The organism is Nocardiopsis alba DSM 43377 (genome assembly GCF_000341225.1).
GTDB lineage: Bacteria > Actinomycetota > Actinomycetes > Streptosporangiales > Streptosporangiaceae > Nocardiopsis > Nocardiopsis alba.
Genome location: NZ_ANAC01000007.1, coordinates 292,440 through 307,583, shown reverse-complemented (window position 1 = coordinate 307,583; position 15,144 = coordinate 292,440). Strand labels below are relative to the sequence as shown.

Sequence of the window (15,144 nt, the reverse complement as noted above, 5' to 3'; positions counted from 1 at the left end):
TAGGTGGGTTCCGGATCGTTAGGGTTCCGATGACCCTGGTCGAGCGTGCGACAAGTGGACGACGGTGCCGTACGACCGACGAACCGGCGGCACCGCACGAGTTCAGGAGGCATCCGGCATGTTCCAGAAGGTACTGGTGGCCAACCGCGGCGAGATCGCGATCCGTGCCCTGCGCGCGGGTCACGAACTGGGGGCCAGGACCGTCGCGGTCTTCCCCCACGAGGACCGCAACTCCCTCCACCGGCTCAAGGCCGACGAGGCCTATCAGATCGGGGAGCCGGGGCATCCGGTCCGCGCCTACCTCTCGGCCGAGGAGATCGTGCGCGCCGCCGTGGAGTCCGGGGCCGACGCCGTCTACCCCGGTTACGGCTTCCTCTCCGAGAACCCGGGGCTGGCCCGGGCGTGCGCGGAGGCGGGCATCACCTTCGTCGGGCCGCCCGCCGAGGTCCTGGAACTGACCGGCGACAAGACCGGGGCCATCGCCGCGGCCCGGAGAGCCGGGATCCCGGTCCTGGACTCCTCCGACCCCTCCACCGACCTCGACGCCCTGGTGGCCGCCTCCTCCGAGATCGGTTTCCCCCTCTTCGTCAAGGCCGTGGCCGGAGGCGGCGGCCGCGGCATGCGCCGGGTCGACTCCCCCGGAACCCTGCGGGCGTCGATCGAGGCCGCCATGCGCGAGGCGGAGACGGCCTTCGGCGACCCGACGGTCTTCCTGGAGCGGGCCGTGGTCGACCCCCGCCACATCGAGGTGCAGATCCTCGCCGACGGTCGGGGCGAGGTCATCCACCTGTACGAACGGGACTGTTCGGTCCAGCGGCGTCACCAGAAGGTCGTGGAGCTGGCCCCGGCCCCCGGGCTGGACCCCGAACTCCGCGAACGCATGTGCCGGGACGCGGTGCGCCTGGCCGAGGAGATCGGCTACCGCAACGCCGGCACGGTGGAGTTCCTGGTCGGCCGGGACGGCCGGCACGTGTTCATCGAGATGAACCCCCGCATCCAGGTGGAGCACACCGTCACCGAGGAGGTCACCGACGTCGACCTCGTGCAGGCCCAGATCCGGATCGCCGCCGGGGAGAGCCTGGCCGACCTGGGTCTGTCCCAGGAGGACATCGTCGTGCACGGCGCCGCCCTCCAGTGCCGGATCACCACCGAGGACCCCGCCGACGGCTTCCGTCCCGACACCGGGACGATCAGCGCCTACCGCTCCCCCGGCGGCTCGGGCATCCGGCTGGACGGCGGGACCGCCGCGGCCGGTTCGGAGGTCAGCGCCTACTTCGACTCCCTCCTGGTCAAGCTCACCTGTCGAGGCCGCGACTTCGACACCGCGGTCCGGCGGGCCCGTCGCGCCGTGGCCGAGTTCCGCATCCGGGGCATCTCCACCAACATCCCCTTCCTCCAGGCGGTACTGGAGGACGAGGACTTCCGGGCCGGCCGGGCCACCACCTCCTTCATCGAGGAACGCCCCCACCTGCTCACGGCCCGCCCCTCCGCGGACCGGGGCACCCGACTGCTCACCTACCTGGCCGACGTGACGGTGAACGAGCCGCACGGCCCGCGCCCCTCGTTGATCGACCCCGCCACCAAGCTCCCCGACGTCCCCCAGGGCACACCGCCCGCCGGTTCCAAGCAGCTCCTGGACGAGCTGGGGCCGGAGGGGTTCGCCCGTCACCTGCGCGAGTCCCCCACCCTGGGGGTCACCGACACCACCTTCCGCGACGCCCACCAGTCCCTGCTCGCCACCCGGGTCCGGACCCGCGACCTGCTCGCCGCCGCCCCCGCCGTCGCCCACACCCTGCCCGAACTGCTCTCCCTGGAGTGCTGGGGCGGGGCCACCTACGACGTGGCGCTGCGCTTCCTCGCCGAGGACCCGTGGGACCGGCTGGCGGCGCTGCGCGAGGCGGTGCCCAACATCTGTCTCCAGATGCTGCTGCGCGGCCGTAACACGGTCGGCTACACGCCCTACCCCACCGAGGTGACCGACGCCTTCGTCCGCCAGGCCGCGGCGACCGGTGTGGACGTGTTCCGGATCTTCGACGCCCTCAACGACGTCGACCAGATGCGGCCCGCCATCGACGCGGTGCGGGAGACCGGCACCGGGGTCGCCGAGGTCGCCCTGTGCTACACGGCCGACCTGTCCGACCCCTCCGAGCGGCTGTACACCCTCGACTACTACCTGAGGCTGGCCGAGCGGATCGTGGACGCGGGCGCGCACGTGCTCGCGATCAAGGACATGGCCGGTCTGTTGCGCGCCCCGGCGGCCCGACGCCTGGTCACGGCGTTGCGGCAGGAGTTCGACCTGCCCGTCCACGTGCACACCCACGACACCGCGGGCGGTCAGCTCGCCACCTACCTCTCGGCGGTCCAGGCGGGCGCGGACGCGGTGGACGGGGCGGTGGCGTCGATGTCGGGCACCACGTCGCAGCCGTCCCTGTCGGCGATCGTGGCCGCCTTCGACCACTCCGAGACCCCGACCGGGCTGTCCCTGGACGCGGTCAACGAGCTCGAACCGTACTGGGAGGCGGTCCGCCGCGTCTACGCGCCCTTCGAGGCGGGCCTGGCCTCGCCCACCGGGCGGGTCTACCACCACGAGATCCCCGGCGGCCAGCTCTCCAACCTGCGCACCCAGGCGATCGCGTTGGGGTTGGGCGACCGTTTCGAGGAGATCGAGGCGATGTACGCGGCGGCCGACCGCATGCTGGGCCGCCTGGTGAAGGTGACGCCCTCCTCCAAGGTGGTGGGAGACCTGGCCCTGCACCTGGTGGGGGCGGGGGTGTCCCCGGAGAAGTTCGAGGAGGCCCCGGACCGGTTCGACGTCCCCGACTCGGTGGTGGGCTTCCTCCACGGCGAGCTGGGGGTCCCCCCGGGCGAGTGGCCCGAACCGTTCCGGACCAAGGCGCTGCGCGGACGCGGCGGACCCAGGGAGACGGCGGAGCTGAGCGAGACCGACCGCGCCGGTCTGGTCGAGGAGCCCCGGTCGACCCTGAACCGACTGCTGTTCGCGGGCCCGACCAGGGAGTTCGAGGCGCACCGCGCGTCCTACGGCGACACCAGCGTGCTCGACAGCCGGGACTTCTTCTACGGGCTCCAGGAGGGCGAGGAGCACGTCGTCGACCTGGAGCCGGGCGTGCGTCTGCTCATCGGGCTCCAGGCGGTGAGCGAGCCGGACGAGCGCGGCATGCGCACCGTGATGACCACGCTCAACGACCAGCTGCGTCCGCTGCACATCCGGGACCGGTCGCTGACCTCCAACGTGAGCGAGGCGGAGAAGGCCGACCGTGACGATCCCTCGCAGGTGGCGGCGCCCTTCGCCGGGGTGGTCACGCCGGTGGTGTCCGAGGGCGACGTGGTCGGCGCGGGCGACACCGTCGCCACCATCGAGGCGATGAAGATGGAGGCCTCGATCACCGCGCCCCGCGACGGTGTGATCGCCCGGGTGGCGATCGACGGGGTCCGTCGCGTCGAGGGCGGCGACCTGATCGTCCGGTTGGGCTGATCCCTCGCCGGTGTCCCGGGGCCTCTCCCCCGGGACACCGGGACCTTCGGGGCTTTCGCGCGAGGCGGATCCACGCCAGACTGGCCTCCCCCCTCGTTCCGGAACGGATCCCCATGGACCACACCTCCACAGTCCCCGAAGGCGTCGACGTCACCGCCCCGCACTCGGCGCGGGTGTGGAACCACTGGCTCGGCGGCAAGGACAACTATCCGGTCGATCGCGCGCTCGGCGACCAGATCCTGGCCATCCACCCCAAGATCGCCGTCGACGCGCGCGCCGGTCGGGCCTTCCTCGGCCGGGCCGTCACCCATCTGGTCCGGGAGGAGGGCGTGCGCCGGTTCCTGGACATCGGCACGGGGCTGCCCACCCAGCAGAACACCCACGAGATCGCGCAGGCCTCCGCGCCCGAATCCCGGGTGGTCTACGTCGACAACGACCCCATGGTGCTCGCCCACGCCCGCGCCCTGCTGGACGGAACCCCCGAGGGGGCCACCGAGTTCGTCGACGCCGACCTCCGCGACACCGGACGGATCCTGGCCGAGGTCGAGGCGCTCCTCGGGCTCGACCGGCCGATCGGGGTGTCGATCATCGGAACCCTGGGACATGTGCCCACGTTGGAGGAGGCGCGCGAGATCGTCCATGCCTACATGGACGCCCTGCCCTCCGGGAGTCTGCTGATGGTGGCCGACGCGGTCCTGCCCGAGCGGGGGAGCGCGATGGAGGCCCTGGACGAGTGGAACAAGGAGGCCGCCCTGGCCTACCGGGGCCACACGCGAGAGGGGTTCGCCTCCTACTTCGAGGGGCTGGACCTGCTCGATCCCGGTGTGGTCCCCTGCCCCTCGTGGCGCCCCGACCCCCTGGACCTCGGCACCGCCCCGGACACCGACATGTACGCCGCCGTGGCCCGCAAGCCCTGAGTCGGCAGGGACCGTCCCCGACGTGACGGAAAACCGGAGGCGTGAACGGGGCCGGGGTCCGTAATGTGGGTATGGACCCGGTCCCGCGGGTCCTCCCATGATGGAAGGAGCCCGCCTTGACCGACACACCCGAACGCGCCCTGGTGGTCATGGCCCACCCCGACGACGCCGACTTCTCCTGCGCCGGCACGGTCGCCCTGTGGACCGACGCCGGTACCGAGGTGGTGTACCTGATGGTCACCGACGGCGAGGCCGGCGGGGACGAGCTGACCCTGGACAGCGCGGAGATCGGGGCCATGCGGCGTGAGGAGCAGAGACGGGCCGCCGCCGAGGTGGGGGTGAAGGACGTACGCTTCCTCGGGTATCCGGACGGTCGCGTGGAGGCCACGTTGGACCTGCGCCGCGACATCTCCCGGGTGATCCGTCAGGTCCGCCCCCAGCGCGTGATCATCCCCTCCCCGGAGCGCGACTGGGACAGCGTCGCCGCCAGCCACCCCGACCACATGGCCACCGGCGAGGCCGCGATGAACGCGGTCTTCCCGGACGCGCGCAACCCGCACGCGCACCGGGAGCTGCTCGCCGAGGAGGGGCTGGCCCCGTGGACCGTCCCCGAGGTCTGGGTCATCGGCGGCCCCGGTCACCACACGGACATCACGGAGGTCTTCGAGCGGAAGGTGGCCGCGCTGGCCGCGCACGAGAGCCAGATCTCCGACATCGCCGAACTCGAACCCATGCTGCGCGAGTGGATGGGTGCCAACGCGGCCGGGGCGGGCCTTCCCGAGGGCTCCCTGGCCGAGGTGTTCAGGGTCGTGAACACCGCTTGAGCCGGGCGGCGGACCCGAGGCGAGACCGGGTCCGCCGTTCCGTTCCCTCGGCGCCACCCTGGCCATCATATACCCCCTTGGGGTATCTTTCGGTCCAGGGTCCCTCGCCGAGGGGCCGGATGCACCGCACGCGAGGGAAGGTCGGGGACCGCGATGAACGACCGACACCGGACGCTGGCGCGTATCGCCCTGGCCGGGGCGCTCGCCGCGGCCCACGAGGCGCTGCGCTCGGCGCCCTCCCCGGGGGAGGGCGCGCACGACCGCGATCGTCTCCTGGCCACCGCCCGCTGCCTGGTCGACTGCCTGCGTCAGGGCGATGGAGGACGGAGCACGGAAGCGGTCTGCCGAGGCTGACCCCTCCGTCTCACCCCCTCCCGGAGGTCGCCCGCCAGAGGGCGACCGTCTGGCCGAGGGCCAGGCCGGTGACGGCCACCGCGTAGCCCGCCCACACCAGGACCGGGCCGCCGAGCCCGGCCAGGGGGAAGGCCGCGCACACCAGCGCTCCGTAACAGAACGCGAAGACGTACAGGGACGGCATCGTCCGGCGCAGGGCCACCGACCCCATCCCGGAGACCACCTGGACGTTGTCGGCCGCCGCGCCTGCGGAGGCCGATGATCGGCCGGCCACCAAGGCAAGGAGGAACAAGGAAGGGGCGTTCCGGCGACCACCTATCCTCGAACCGTGACCGAGACACGTGAGACGCCCGGAGCGGTCGAGGCCGCGGCCCGGATCGTCGAGGTCCTCGGGGCGGGCCCCACGGCCGTGCTGACCGGCGCGGGGATCTCGACCGACTCGGGGATCCCCGACTACCGAGGGCCCGACTCCCCGCCGCGCAGACCCATGACCTACCAGGAGTTCGTCGGCGACGCGGCGTTCCGACGGCACTACTGGGCCCGCAACCACATCGGGCTGCGGCATATGACACGCACCCGACCCAACGACGGCCACCTCGCCCTGGCCGAACTCCAACGGGCCGGGGCCGTGGGCGGGATCATCACCCAGAACGTGGACACCCTGCACGAGGCGGCGGGCAGCAGCCCGGTCATCGACCTGCACGGCCGCCACGACCGGGTCGTCTGCCTGGACTGCCGGACGGTGAGCGACCGAGCGGCGTTGGCCGAACGCCTGGAGGAGCTCAACCCGGGGTTCGCCGACGAGGTGGACGACGTGGAGATCGCCCCGGACGCGGACGCCGTCCTCGCCCGGACCGAGCACTTCCGTGTGGCCGACTGCGCCGACTGCGGCGGGACGCTCAAGCCCGACATCGTGTACTTCGGAGAGAACGTCCCCAAGCCCCGGGTCCTGGAGGCCTACGCGATGGTCGAGGCGGCGCGGGCCCTGCTGGTCGTGGGATCGTCGCTGACCGTCTTCTCCGGCCGCAGGTTCGTCAAGCGCGCCGTCGAACTGGGCCGACCGGTGGTGATCCTCAACCGCGGGGAGACCCGCTGCGACGGCCTCGCGACCCTGACCGTCGACCAGGGCTGTTCCGAGGTCCTGCGCGCCCTGGCCGAGGCCCGCCGCCCCTGAGGCGGGGCTCAGGCCCCGAACGCCAGACTCGCCCCCAAGGCGATCATGACGACCGCGATCAGGCCGTCCAGCACCCGCCAGGCGGCGGGGCGCGCGAAGACCGGCCGCAGCAGACGGGCGCCGAAGCCCAGCGCGAAGAACCAGACGAGGCTGCCGGTCACGGCGCCGCCCGCCCACCACCAGCGGGCCTCTCCGACCTGCTGGTTGGCGACCGACCCCAGGAAGACCACCGTGTCCAGGTAGACGTGCGGGTTGAGCCAGGTCAGGGCGAGGGTGGTCAGCACCGCGGCGCCCAGGGTGGTGGAGGTCCGGGTGCCGGCCCCACGGACGATCGTGGTGGTGCCCGTGCCGCCCTCCGGGCCGCCGCCGAGGTGTTCCGGCTCCTCCTCCGTCGGCACCAGAGCCTGGCCGGGCCCCGGGCGTAGGGCGCGGCGGGCCGCCATCAGCCCGTACACGACGAGGAAGCCCGCGCCGAGGAAACGGATGACCGTCAGGGCCTCGGGCATGGCCCTGATCAGCCCTCCGATGCCCACCACCCCGGCGAGGATGAGCACGGCGTCGGAGAGCGCGCAGATCAGGACCACGGCCAGCACCGTGCGGGGAGCCCCGTCGATACCGAGACGGAGCAGGTAGGCGTTCTGGGCGCCGATGGCGACGATGAGGGCGAGTCCGGTCCCCATTCCCAGAAGCGCGGGAAGCAGTGTTTCGTTCACCCTCCTCAGCCTTCCGCAACCACCCCATGCAGTAAAGCTAAACTTTCTTAGAACCCCTGAGAAAGGCTTAAGATGCCGTTCCAGTTCGACCACCTGCACACCCTGACCACCCTGGTCGACGAGGGCACCTTCGAGGCCGCGGCGCGACGTCTGCACGTGACCGCCTCGGCGGTCTCCCAACGGGTCCGGGCCATGGAGCAGCGCGCGGGTCGGGTCCTGGTCCAGCGGACCAACCCGGTGGAGCCCACCGAGGCCGGCGACGCCGTGCTGCGCTACGCCCGGCAGGTCCTGCTGCTGGATCAGGAGGTCATCTCCGAACTACGGCTCGGCGAGGACGAACACCGTCACCAGGTGCCGCTCGCGGTCAACGCCGACAGCCTCGCCAGCTGGTTCCTGGAGGCGCTGGCCGCCCTCCCCTCCGACCTGGGCGCGGTGTTCGAGATCCACCGCGAGGACGAGGAGCACACCACGGGACTGCTCCGCTCGGGGCGGGTGATGGCCGCGGTCACCTCCACCCCCGACGCGGTCCAGGGATGTTCCGTGGAGGGGCTGGGGGTGATGCGCTACCAGGCGGTGTGCGCCCCCGACTTCGCCGAACGCCACGGGATCCACGGCCCGGAGGACCTCGTCGACGCCCCTGTGGTCGACTTCGACCGCAAGGACGACCTTCAGGACCGGTTCCTGCGCGACCTCACCGGCCGGGGATCGTCCGGCCCCCGCCACCACGTCCCCTCCTCCGAGGGCTTCGCCCGGGCGGTCCTGCTGGGGCTGGGGTGGGGCGCCGTGCCCGAACTCCAGTGCGCCGAGGACCTGGAGAACGGGCGCCTGCTGGCCATCGCCCCGGACCACCCGGTGCTGGTCCGACTGTTCTGGCAGCGATGGAACCTGCGCTCGCCCCTCTTGGACGAGGTCACCGAACGGGTCCGGGCGGGCGCGGCCCGCCACCTGAGCCCCATGTCGAGGCCCCGGGGCGCCTGAACGAGGGGGCGACCCCCTGCCTCAGGGCAGGCGGGCCAGGTCCTGCTCGGTCACCAGACCGTAGTGGAGCGCCTTCTCGGTGAGCACGTCCGCCCGCCAGTCACGCCCCTGCCTGGCCTCCTCCGGCTCCACCTGGAACTTGTTCTTGAGCAGGTAGTCGATGTGGGAGTTGACGGCGGCCTTGGACAGCCCCAGCCGTTCGGCGACCTCGGTCTGGGTCGGGATGACCCTGCTCCCGGGGTTGCGCAGGCGCGGCTCGCAGAAGGCCACCAGCACCCGGTAGTAGGTGTGCAGCCGGTCGATCCGGAAACTGCGCAGGTCGGTGCGCTCGTCGAAGGTCTCGTCCGCCTCACCGAAGGGGGCCGTCTCGTCGGGCACCAGGACGCTGCTACAGGCGGCCGGGGCCATCACGAGGAAGCCGTGCTCCCCTTGGGCGCCGGGCACCAGGACCCGGGAGGTCTCGAAGGGCACCAGCATGCCCTGGGTGTGCGGCGGCACCTGGATGTACCCGGCCAGGCGTTCGGTGTTCTCCACCAGATAGGACTTGGTGGGGCTCAGGTTGGTGATCCGCCAGTGGTCGCCGTACGAGGAGATCTCCCCGGCCAGACGGGAGACGGCCCGATCCTCGGTGGCCAGGAGGATGTCGACCTTGCGGTTGCGTCCACCCCGGCCGAAGGTACGGTTCTCCCCCGGTTTCAGGTGGTGGGTGTCCATGGGGGTATCGCTGTCGTAGTCCTTCTGGACCGTGACGACCTGGTCGGACACGGGGGAATCGAAGCGGAAGGGGTGCAGGCTCATGCCGCCTCCGGGAGAGCTGGGGAGGAACCGCGCGGGGAACCGGTTTCCTCCGGCAGGATACTGCTTCCGGACCGGCCCGACGGTGCTCCCGGTGCGGCCGTGCTCACTCCTCGTAGAGGGCGTCGATCTCCCCGGCGTAGCGTTCCGCCACCACGCGGCGGCGGATCTTGAGGGAGGGGGTCAGCTCCCCGCTGCCCGGACCCCACTCACCCGCCAGCAATCGATGGCGTTTGACCCGTTCGGGACGGCTGAGTCGGGCGTTGGCGGCCTCGACGGCGCGTTCGACCTCGGCGACGATCTCCGGGTGCCCGGCCGGATCCGGCCCCGGGTCCACCCCGCGCGACACCGCCCACACCGGGGTCACCTCGGGGTCCAGGACCAACAGGGCGACCGGATAGGGACGTCCGTCACCGTGCACGAAGGCCTGGCCGATCAGAGGATGCTCCTTGAGGGCGTTCTCCACCAGCGCCGGTGAGACGTTCTTTCCCCCCGAGGTGACGATGAGCTCCTTCTTGCGGTCGGTGATCCACAGGAACCCGTCCTCGTCCACACGACCGACGTCGCCGGTGGCGAACCAGCCCTCGTCGTCGACGGCCGGATCGATCGTCCCGTCCTCGCGCAGGTAGCCCTCGAAGAGCGAGTCACCGCGCAGGAACACCTCGCCGTCCTCGCCGGTACGGAGCTCGATCCCGGGCAGAGGGCGCCCCACCGAGCCGATCCGGAACCCTCCGGGCGAGGGAACGTTCATGGTGGCCACCCCCACGGACTCCGTGAGCCCCCAAGCGTCCATGATCACGACCCCGAGGCCCGCCCAGAAACGGACCAGGTCGGGGGGCAGGGGCGCCGAGGCGCCGGCGGCCAGGATCAGCCGATCCAGGCCCAGCCCGGCCAGGAGTGGGGTGAGGACCTCGGCCCGGGCCCGCCGGTAGCCCTCCTCCAGCTCTTCGGGGACCGCGTCGCCGCGTTCGACGTGGGCCAGCCGCTCGGTCGCGATCCGGCGGGCGGCGTCGACGGCGGCCCGTTCGTCCTCGGACAGACCGGCCATCACCAGCCGGACCGCCACGGCGAGCTTCTCCCACACCCGGGGCACCCCGAGGAAGTGCGGAGGGCGGACCCGGGCCAGGGTCGCGGGCAGGTCGGCGAGTTCGGGGCACATCCACACGTGGGAGGCGCGCAGGAGCGGCAGGTACAGGCCCAGGACGCGTTCGGCGATGTGGGCCGGCGGCAGATAGCAGACGTGGTCGGGGTGGCCGGGAACGCCCACGCTCCGGTCCAGCGCGATGGCCTGGGCCAGCACGGCGCGGTGGGTGATGGCCACCCCCTTGGGGGCTCCCGTGGTGCCGGAGGTGTGGATGACGGTGGCCAGGTCGTCGGGGCCCGGCTCGTGGAGGCCCTCCCTTCCCCTCGTGCCCGGGCTCCCGACCAGGTCCGCGTAGGAGAGGTGGCCGCGTTCGAGGTCGGGCCCGTCGACCACGACGAGGAACTCCAACGGCGTGGCCGGGTCCCTCAGGAGGGGCTCCCATACGGCGGCGACCGTCGGGTTCTCGACCACGGCCAGCCGTGCCCGCCCGTGTCGGGCGATGTGGGCGATCTGCTCGGGGGCGGAGGTGGAGTAGACGCTGCCGGGGACCGCCCCGGTGTGGAGCAGGGCCAGGTCGGCGAGCCAGTGCTCGGGCCGGTTGCCCATCATGAGCAGCGCGCGATCCCCGGGACGGATCCCGAGGTCGATCAGGCCCGCGGCGAGCGAGGTGACGGTGGCGTGGACCCGTTCCCAGGTGAGGGTGGTCCGCCCCCGACCATCGCGGGAGGGGCCGGACAGGGCGGGGAGGTCGGGGTGTTCGCGCGCGTTGCGGCGAAGGAGGTCGACGAGGGTGAGGTCGTTCGCGGTTCCGGGAGGGAGGGTCATGGATACTCCTGGACGGCTTCCTCGGAGGGCGACCGGGGTTCACGGAATCCTAACCATCTCCCACCAGGAGGGAAAGGCCTCCCTTTCCCGCCCCTACCGGGGAATCCCCCGCCCCTCACGGCGGTTCGCGAACAGAACGGACAGGCCCGTGGCGTGGGACGACCGTTCGACGGACGGGTGAGGGCACGACCGAACGGGTACGCGCTCGAACAAGGAGGTGGGATCGATGTCAGGAGCGGCCCTGTTCGGCGTACTGCTCTCCCTGGCCATCCCCATCGCCATCATCCTCATGGTGTTGGGGATCTTCCGGATCGTCCAACGCCAGGCGGAACAGCCCGGCCACCCTTCCGAGGAACCGGACGAGAAGGACGACGAGGGACCGACCGAGAACGGCGGCGAAGAGAAGCGGGAAGAGCCGCCGGAACCCTAGAGAGACCGCGAACGGGCGCCGGTGCGAGCACCGACGCCCGTCGAACGCGGGACGATCACCCCATGAAGTCGGTCGCCCTCCGCCAGATGTTGATGTCGGAGTCGACCGCCCAACGGTCGATGTCGCGCAGCTCCTCGTCGGTGAAGTCGGTGTTCTCCACCGCGGCGAGGTTCTGTTCGAGCTGCTCCACGCTGGAGGCGCCGATCAGCGCGGTGGTGACCGTACGCGGCCCCTGGTCGCGCAGCACCCACGCGATCGCCATCTGGGCCAGGGTCTGGCCGCGGCGGGAGGCGATCTCGTGGAGGGCCCGCGCCCGCTCCAGGACCGGTTCGGTGAGCATGTTGTCCCGCCAACTGGGACGCCCCACCCCGGCCCGGGAGTCGGCGGGCACGGTGCCGTCCAGGTAGCGGTCGGTGAGCAGCCCCTGGGCCAGCGGGGAGAACGCCACCACGCCCATGCCCTTGTCGGAGGCGACGTCCAACAGCCCGTCCTCCACCCAGCGGTTGAGCATGGAGTAGGAGGGCTGGTGCACGATCAAGGGCGTACCGAGATCGTGCATGATCTCCGCGGCCAGCCGGCTGAGCGTAGGCCCGTAGGAGGAGATGCCCGCGTACATCGCCCGCCCGGACACCACCGCGTGGTGGAGGGCCATCAGGGTCTCCTCCAGCGGGGTGTCCGGGTCGGGACGGTGGCTGTAGAAGATGTCGACGTGGTCGAGCCCCATCCTCTCAAGGGAGCGGTCGAGCGAGGACAACAGGTACTTGCGCGACCCGCCCTGCTGGTGCGGACCCGGACCCATGACCCATCCGGCCTTGGTCGTGATGACCAGTTCGTCCCGGTAGGGCTTCAGGTCCCGGGCCAGGATCCGACCCAGGTTCTCCTCGGCCGAACCGGGCGGCGGACCGTAGTTGTTGGCCAGGTCGAAGTGGAAGACGCCCAGGTCGAAGGCGCGCCGGAGGATCCTCCGCTGCCCCTCGAAGTCCCGGTCCCCACCGAAGTTCTGCCACAGGCCCAGGGAGATCCTGGGCAGGTTCAGCCCGCTGTTCCCACAGGACCCGTACTCCAGCCTCTCGTACCGGTCCTCGCTCGCCACATAGGTGCTCAACGCCCGCTCTCCTTCTCGGCTAGTCGATGGTGAGTTCGCCCATCCGGTCCCAGCCCTCGCCCTCGACCAGGCGGCTGACGATCAGCGGGGTCTCGGTGAGCAGCGGCTTCATCGCCGCGAGCCCGTCCCGGAAGTGGTCGCTGTTCACGTGGGCCTCGGCGGCGTCGTCCTTGAACGCCTCGATGAGCACGAACTCGTTCTCACGCTCGACGCTACGGGACCACTCGAACCACAGGTTGCCGGGCTCGGCCCGGGTGGCCGCGGTGAAGTCGGCGACCGCGTCGAGGAAACCGTCCCCGACCTCGGGCTTGACGCGGAACTTGACGACGATGAGGATCATCGCGCACCTCACTTCTCGTTGGAACACGGGCACCCGGTCGTTCCGTGCCCGCCGGTCACCACTCTTCCAGAGCCGGAGCGTCTCGGGCCCCGCCGAACGCCCCGGCGCGGTGTTCGTCCGATCACCCGGGCCCGTGGCCCCGATCGCCCCCGCTCACGCGCCTCCGAGGGAGAGCCCGGGAAGACGGGTGGCCCGCCATTCGCCGTCCTCGGACTCGCGCATCTCCAGGGCGCCGACCTCCTCGTCCGGATGGACGAGGGTGACGACCACGACCTCGACGCCGCCGTCCAGCTCGCTCTCGGTGGTGATCTCCTCGATCTCGACGTCCTCGGCGTCGGGAAGGCCCGCCGCGTACTCGGGGAAGGCCTCGACACAGTCATCCGACCCCTCGCTCAGGGAGGCGACGGCCTCCTGCGCGGAGACGTCCATGAAGGCGCAGGCCGCCTCGGCGTCCTCGGCGTTCAGGGAGGCGACGAACCCCTCGGCGACGGTTCGCGCGGCCGCCTCCACCTCGGCGACGTCGTCGGGCGCCGCGGCCTCCGCGGAGGTCCCCTCCTCCGAGGGGTCCGACTCCGCCTCGCCGCACGCGGTCAGGGCCAGGGCCAGGGGCAGGGAGCACAGCAGGAAGCGTCGCACGGGAAGGCCTTCCGGAAGGGGGGTTCGTCTCGATCGCACCCTAACGGTCCGGAGAGAGGTCTTGTTCGTGGGGAAGGCCTCTGATGGGATGGAGGAAGGTGACCGGGGTCACGGTCGCCGTCTGGCGCACAGAGCACGCGCGGGCGTGCCCGTTCGACTCCGTCGTGCGTCCGCGCCGGAGGTGACATGACGTACCGATGGCAGGAGGCCGCCGCCCCCGAGGTCCTCCGCGCGGGGCCGCCCCCACGGCCGCTCCCACCGGTCTCCGAGCTGGTCGACGAGGTGCTGGCCGAACTCGCGTACACGGCGAGGGGCCACCCTCACCCCCTGGAACATCTGGAGGAGACGCGACGGGTGCTCACCACGGCCCTGCGCGCCTTCCTGGACCGGGTCGAGCACGGCCCCACCTCGGAGAACCGTGACGCCCTCGTCCGCGTCTTCCGTGCCTTCGGCGCCGACGAGGCCGGGCGGGGCCGCACCCTGGAGTGCCTGCACCACGGGATGCGCGTGGCCGCCGCGGTGACCTGGCGGCGGGTGGCCGGCTCCGGGGCGGTCTCCCCCGACCGCATGGCCGCCCTGGGAGACGAGGTCTTCGCGTTCCAGGAGGAGGTCTCGGCGGCGGCCTCGGAAGGGTACGCCCGGGTGCGCGAAGCCGGGGTGGAGGAGCTGCGCCGCCGTCGCTCCCGGCTACTGGAGGTGCTGCTGGGCGAGTCCGGGACGGCCCCGACCCCGGGCGCCTTGGCGACCCTGGCCCGCTCCGCACGGTGGCGGGTCCCGGAGCGGGTGGCCGTCGCGCTGTTGTACCGCGAGGACGTCGAGGGCCCTTCGGCCCCGGCGCCGCCGTCGGACGTGCTGGTGGACCTGGAACGGGCGGAGCCGTGCGCCCTGATACCCGACCCGGAGGGGCCCGGCCGGCTGCGCTCCCTGGAACGGTCCCTGCGCGGCTTCGGCGCGGTCATGGGGCCCACGGTGCCGATCATCGAAGCGTCCCTGTCGCTCTCGCGCGCCCGGGAGCTGGCGGAACTGGTGCGCTCGGGCGCGATCCCCGGCGCCGGACTCTCCCGGTGGGACGACCACCTGTCCGAACTGCTGTTGTCCCGGGACACCGCGTTGGTCGCCGCGATGGCCCGCCGGCTCTTGGCTCCCCTGCGGGGGATGCGGGGACCACAGCGGGACCGGATGGCCGACACCCTGCTGGCCTGGCTGGAATCGGGCTTCAACGCCAACGAGGCGGCCGAGCGTCTGCGCATCCATCCACAGACGGTGCGCTATCGGATGCGGCGCCTGGAGGAACTGTTCGGAGCCCGACTACGCGAACCGGACACACGCTTCGAACTGGGGCTGGTGTTGCGGGCCCGACGACTCCTGGGCCCGTTGGAGTGAGGCGATACAGTGCCGGACTCTCCCATCGTGCTCCGCGCCCCTCCCCTTCCAGGGGCGTATGTTCGTAGCGGGCCCGATCACGGGCCGGTACGC

At 71.8% G+C, this 15,144-nt stretch carries 15 protein-coding genes; 8 read left to right on the top strand and 7 right to left on the bottom strand.

The genetic code is table 11. From position 1 onward, the window contains the following. Positions 1 to 118 precede the first annotated feature (118 nt). The 4 genes from D451_RS0106635 to D451_RS0106620 all read left to right on the top strand — a co-directional run bounded on the left by D451_RS0106635 (position 119) and on the right by D451_RS0106620 (position 5,588). On the top strand, positions 119 to 3,493 hold the full coding sequence (locus tag D451_RS0106635; protein ID WP_017533854.1) for a pyruvate carboxylase: 3,375 nt from the start codon (positions 119 to 121) through the stop codon (positions 3,491 to 3,493). 113 nt (positions 3,494 to 3,606) lie between these two features. Further along, positions 3,607 to 4,410: an SAM-dependent methyltransferase gene (locus D451_RS0106630; RefSeq protein ID WP_014909501.1), complete on the top strand. Its 804-nt coding sequence runs from the start codon at positions 3,607 to 3,609 to the stop codon at positions 4,408 to 4,410. 116 nt (positions 4,411 to 4,526) lie between these two features. Beyond that, positions 4,527 to 5,234, top strand: a complete 708-nt coding sequence (locus D451_RS0106625; RefSeq protein ID WP_017533853.1) for a PIG-L deacetylase family protein — start codon at positions 4,527 to 4,529, stop codon at positions 5,232 to 5,234. 153 nt (positions 5,235 to 5,387) lie between these two features. After that, a complete protein-coding gene (locus tag D451_RS0106620) occupies positions 5,388 to 5,588 on the top strand; it encodes a hypothetical protein (protein WP_017533852.1) in 201 nt (66 codons plus the stop codon). Positions 5,589 to 5,598: 10 nt separating this feature from the next. Here the strand turns inward: D451_RS0106620 and D451_RS0106615 are convergent, their stop codons facing one another. Continuing rightward, complete coding sequence (locus D451_RS0106615; RefSeq protein WP_152472804.1) at positions 5,599 to 5,862, bottom strand: hypothetical protein; 264 nt, start codon at positions 5,860 to 5,862, stop codon at positions 5,599 to 5,601. 54 nt (positions 5,863 to 5,916) lie between these two features. Between D451_RS0106615 and D451_RS0106610 the strand changes: the two genes are divergently transcribed. Continuing rightward, positions 5,917 to 6,762 carry an NAD-dependent protein deacetylase gene (locus D451_RS0106610; RefSeq protein ID WP_017533850.1) on the top strand — a complete coding sequence of 282 codons (846 nt, stop codon included), beginning with the start codon at positions 5,917 to 5,919 and terminating at the stop codon, positions 6,760 to 6,762. Positions 6,763 to 6,770: 8 nt separating this feature from the next. Here the strand turns inward: D451_RS0106610 and D451_RS0106605 are convergent, their stop codons facing one another. After that, positions 6,771 to 7,475 (bottom strand): LysE/ArgO family amino acid transporter, encoded by a 705-nt coding sequence (locus D451_RS0106605; RefSeq protein ID WP_017533849.1) that lies wholly within the window; start codon positions 7,473 to 7,475, stop codon positions 6,771 to 6,773. Between the two features lie 72 nt (positions 7,476 to 7,547). Here D451_RS0106605 and D451_RS0106600 point away from each other — a divergent pair, with 72 nt between their 5' ends. Beyond that, complete coding sequence (locus tag D451_RS0106600) at positions 7,548 to 8,453, top strand: LysR family transcriptional regulator ArgP (RefSeq protein WP_017533848.1); 906 nt, start codon at positions 7,548 to 7,550, stop codon at positions 8,451 to 8,453. 21 nt (positions 8,454 to 8,474) lie between these two features. Here D451_RS0106600 and D451_RS0106595 read toward each other — a convergent pair whose 3' ends face one another. Both D451_RS0106595 and D451_RS0106590 read right to left on the bottom strand, forming a co-directional pair. Further along, positions 8,475 to 9,251 carry a winged helix-turn-helix domain-containing protein gene (locus D451_RS0106595; protein WP_017533847.1) on the bottom strand — a complete coding sequence of 259 codons (777 nt, stop codon included), beginning with the start codon at positions 9,249 to 9,251 and terminating at the stop codon, positions 8,475 to 8,477. Positions 9,252 to 9,354: 103 nt separating this feature from the next. Next, positions 9,355 to 11,157 (bottom strand): AMP-dependent synthetase/ligase, encoded by a 1,803-nt coding sequence (locus D451_RS0106590; protein WP_017533846.1) that lies wholly within the window; start codon positions 11,155 to 11,157, stop codon positions 9,355 to 9,357. Between the two features lie 226 nt (positions 11,158 to 11,383). On the opposite strand from D451_RS0106590, the gene D451_RS0106585 reads away from it, so the two are divergent. Beyond that, a complete protein-coding gene (locus D451_RS0106585; RefSeq protein WP_014908916.1) occupies positions 11,384 to 11,587 on the top strand; it encodes a hypothetical protein in 204 nt (67 codons plus the stop codon). A 55-nt stretch (positions 11,588 to 11,642) separates the two neighbouring features. Here D451_RS0106585 and D451_RS0106580 read toward each other — a convergent pair whose 3' ends face one another. From D451_RS0106580 to D451_RS0106570, 3 genes are all read right to left on the bottom strand, one after another. Next, positions 11,643 to 12,692, bottom strand: a complete 1,050-nt coding sequence (locus tag D451_RS0106580) for an aldo/keto reductase (protein WP_017533845.1) — start codon at positions 12,690 to 12,692, stop codon at positions 11,643 to 11,645. A gap of 19 nt (positions 12,693 to 12,711) precedes the next feature. Beyond that, positions 12,712 to 13,032, bottom strand: a complete 321-nt coding sequence (locus D451_RS0106575) for a putative quinol monooxygenase (protein ID WP_017533844.1) — start codon at positions 13,030 to 13,032, stop codon at positions 12,712 to 12,714. Positions 13,033 to 13,185: 153 nt separating this feature from the next. Beyond that, complete coding sequence (locus tag D451_RS0106570; protein ID WP_017533843.1) at positions 13,186 to 13,668, bottom strand: hypothetical protein; 483 nt, start codon at positions 13,666 to 13,668, stop codon at positions 13,186 to 13,188. Between the two features lie 186 nt (positions 13,669 to 13,854). On the opposite strand from D451_RS0106570, the gene D451_RS0106565 reads away from it, so the two are divergent. After that, complete coding sequence (locus D451_RS0106565; RefSeq protein WP_017533842.1) at positions 13,855 to 15,051, top strand: PucR family transcriptional regulator; 1,197 nt, start codon at positions 13,855 to 13,857, stop codon at positions 15,049 to 15,051. Positions 15,052 to 15,144 lie beyond the last annotated feature (93 nt).

Bases quoted from the DNA above. Each gene is read 5' to 3' on its own strand.
- D451_RS0106635 (WP_017533854.1), top strand. From the start codon at position 119: ATGTTCCAGAAGGTACTGGTGGCCAACCGCGGCGAGATCGCGATCCGT.
- D451_RS0106630 (WP_014909501.1), top strand. From the start codon at position 3,607: ATGGACCACACCTCCACAGTCCCCGAAGGCGTCGACGTCACCGCCCCG.
- D451_RS0106620 (WP_017533852.1), top strand. From the start codon at position 5,388: ATGAACGACCGACACCGGACGCTGGCGCGTATCGCCCTGGCCGGGGCG.
- D451_RS0106600 (WP_017533848.1), top strand. From the start codon at position 7,548: ATGCCGTTCCAGTTCGACCACCTGCACACCCTGACCACCCTGGTCGAC.
- D451_RS0106595 (WP_017533847.1), bottom strand. From the start codon at position 9,251: ATGAGCCTGCACCCCTTCCGCTTCGATTCCCCCGTGTCCGACCAGGTC.
- D451_RS0106590 (WP_017533846.1), bottom strand. From the start codon at position 11,157: ATGACCCTCCCTCCCGGAACCGCGAACGACCTCACCCTCGTCGACCTC.
- D451_RS0106585 (WP_014908916.1), top strand. From the start codon at position 11,384: ATGTCAGGAGCGGCCCTGTTCGGCGTACTGCTCTCCCTGGCCATCCCC.
- D451_RS0106575 (WP_017533844.1), bottom strand. From the start codon at position 13,032: ATGATCCTCATCGTCGTCAAGTTCCGCGTCAAGCCCGAGGTCGGGGAC.
- D451_RS0106565 (WP_017533842.1), top strand. From the start codon at position 13,855: ATGACGTACCGATGGCAGGAGGCCGCCGCCCCCGAGGTCCTCCGCGCG.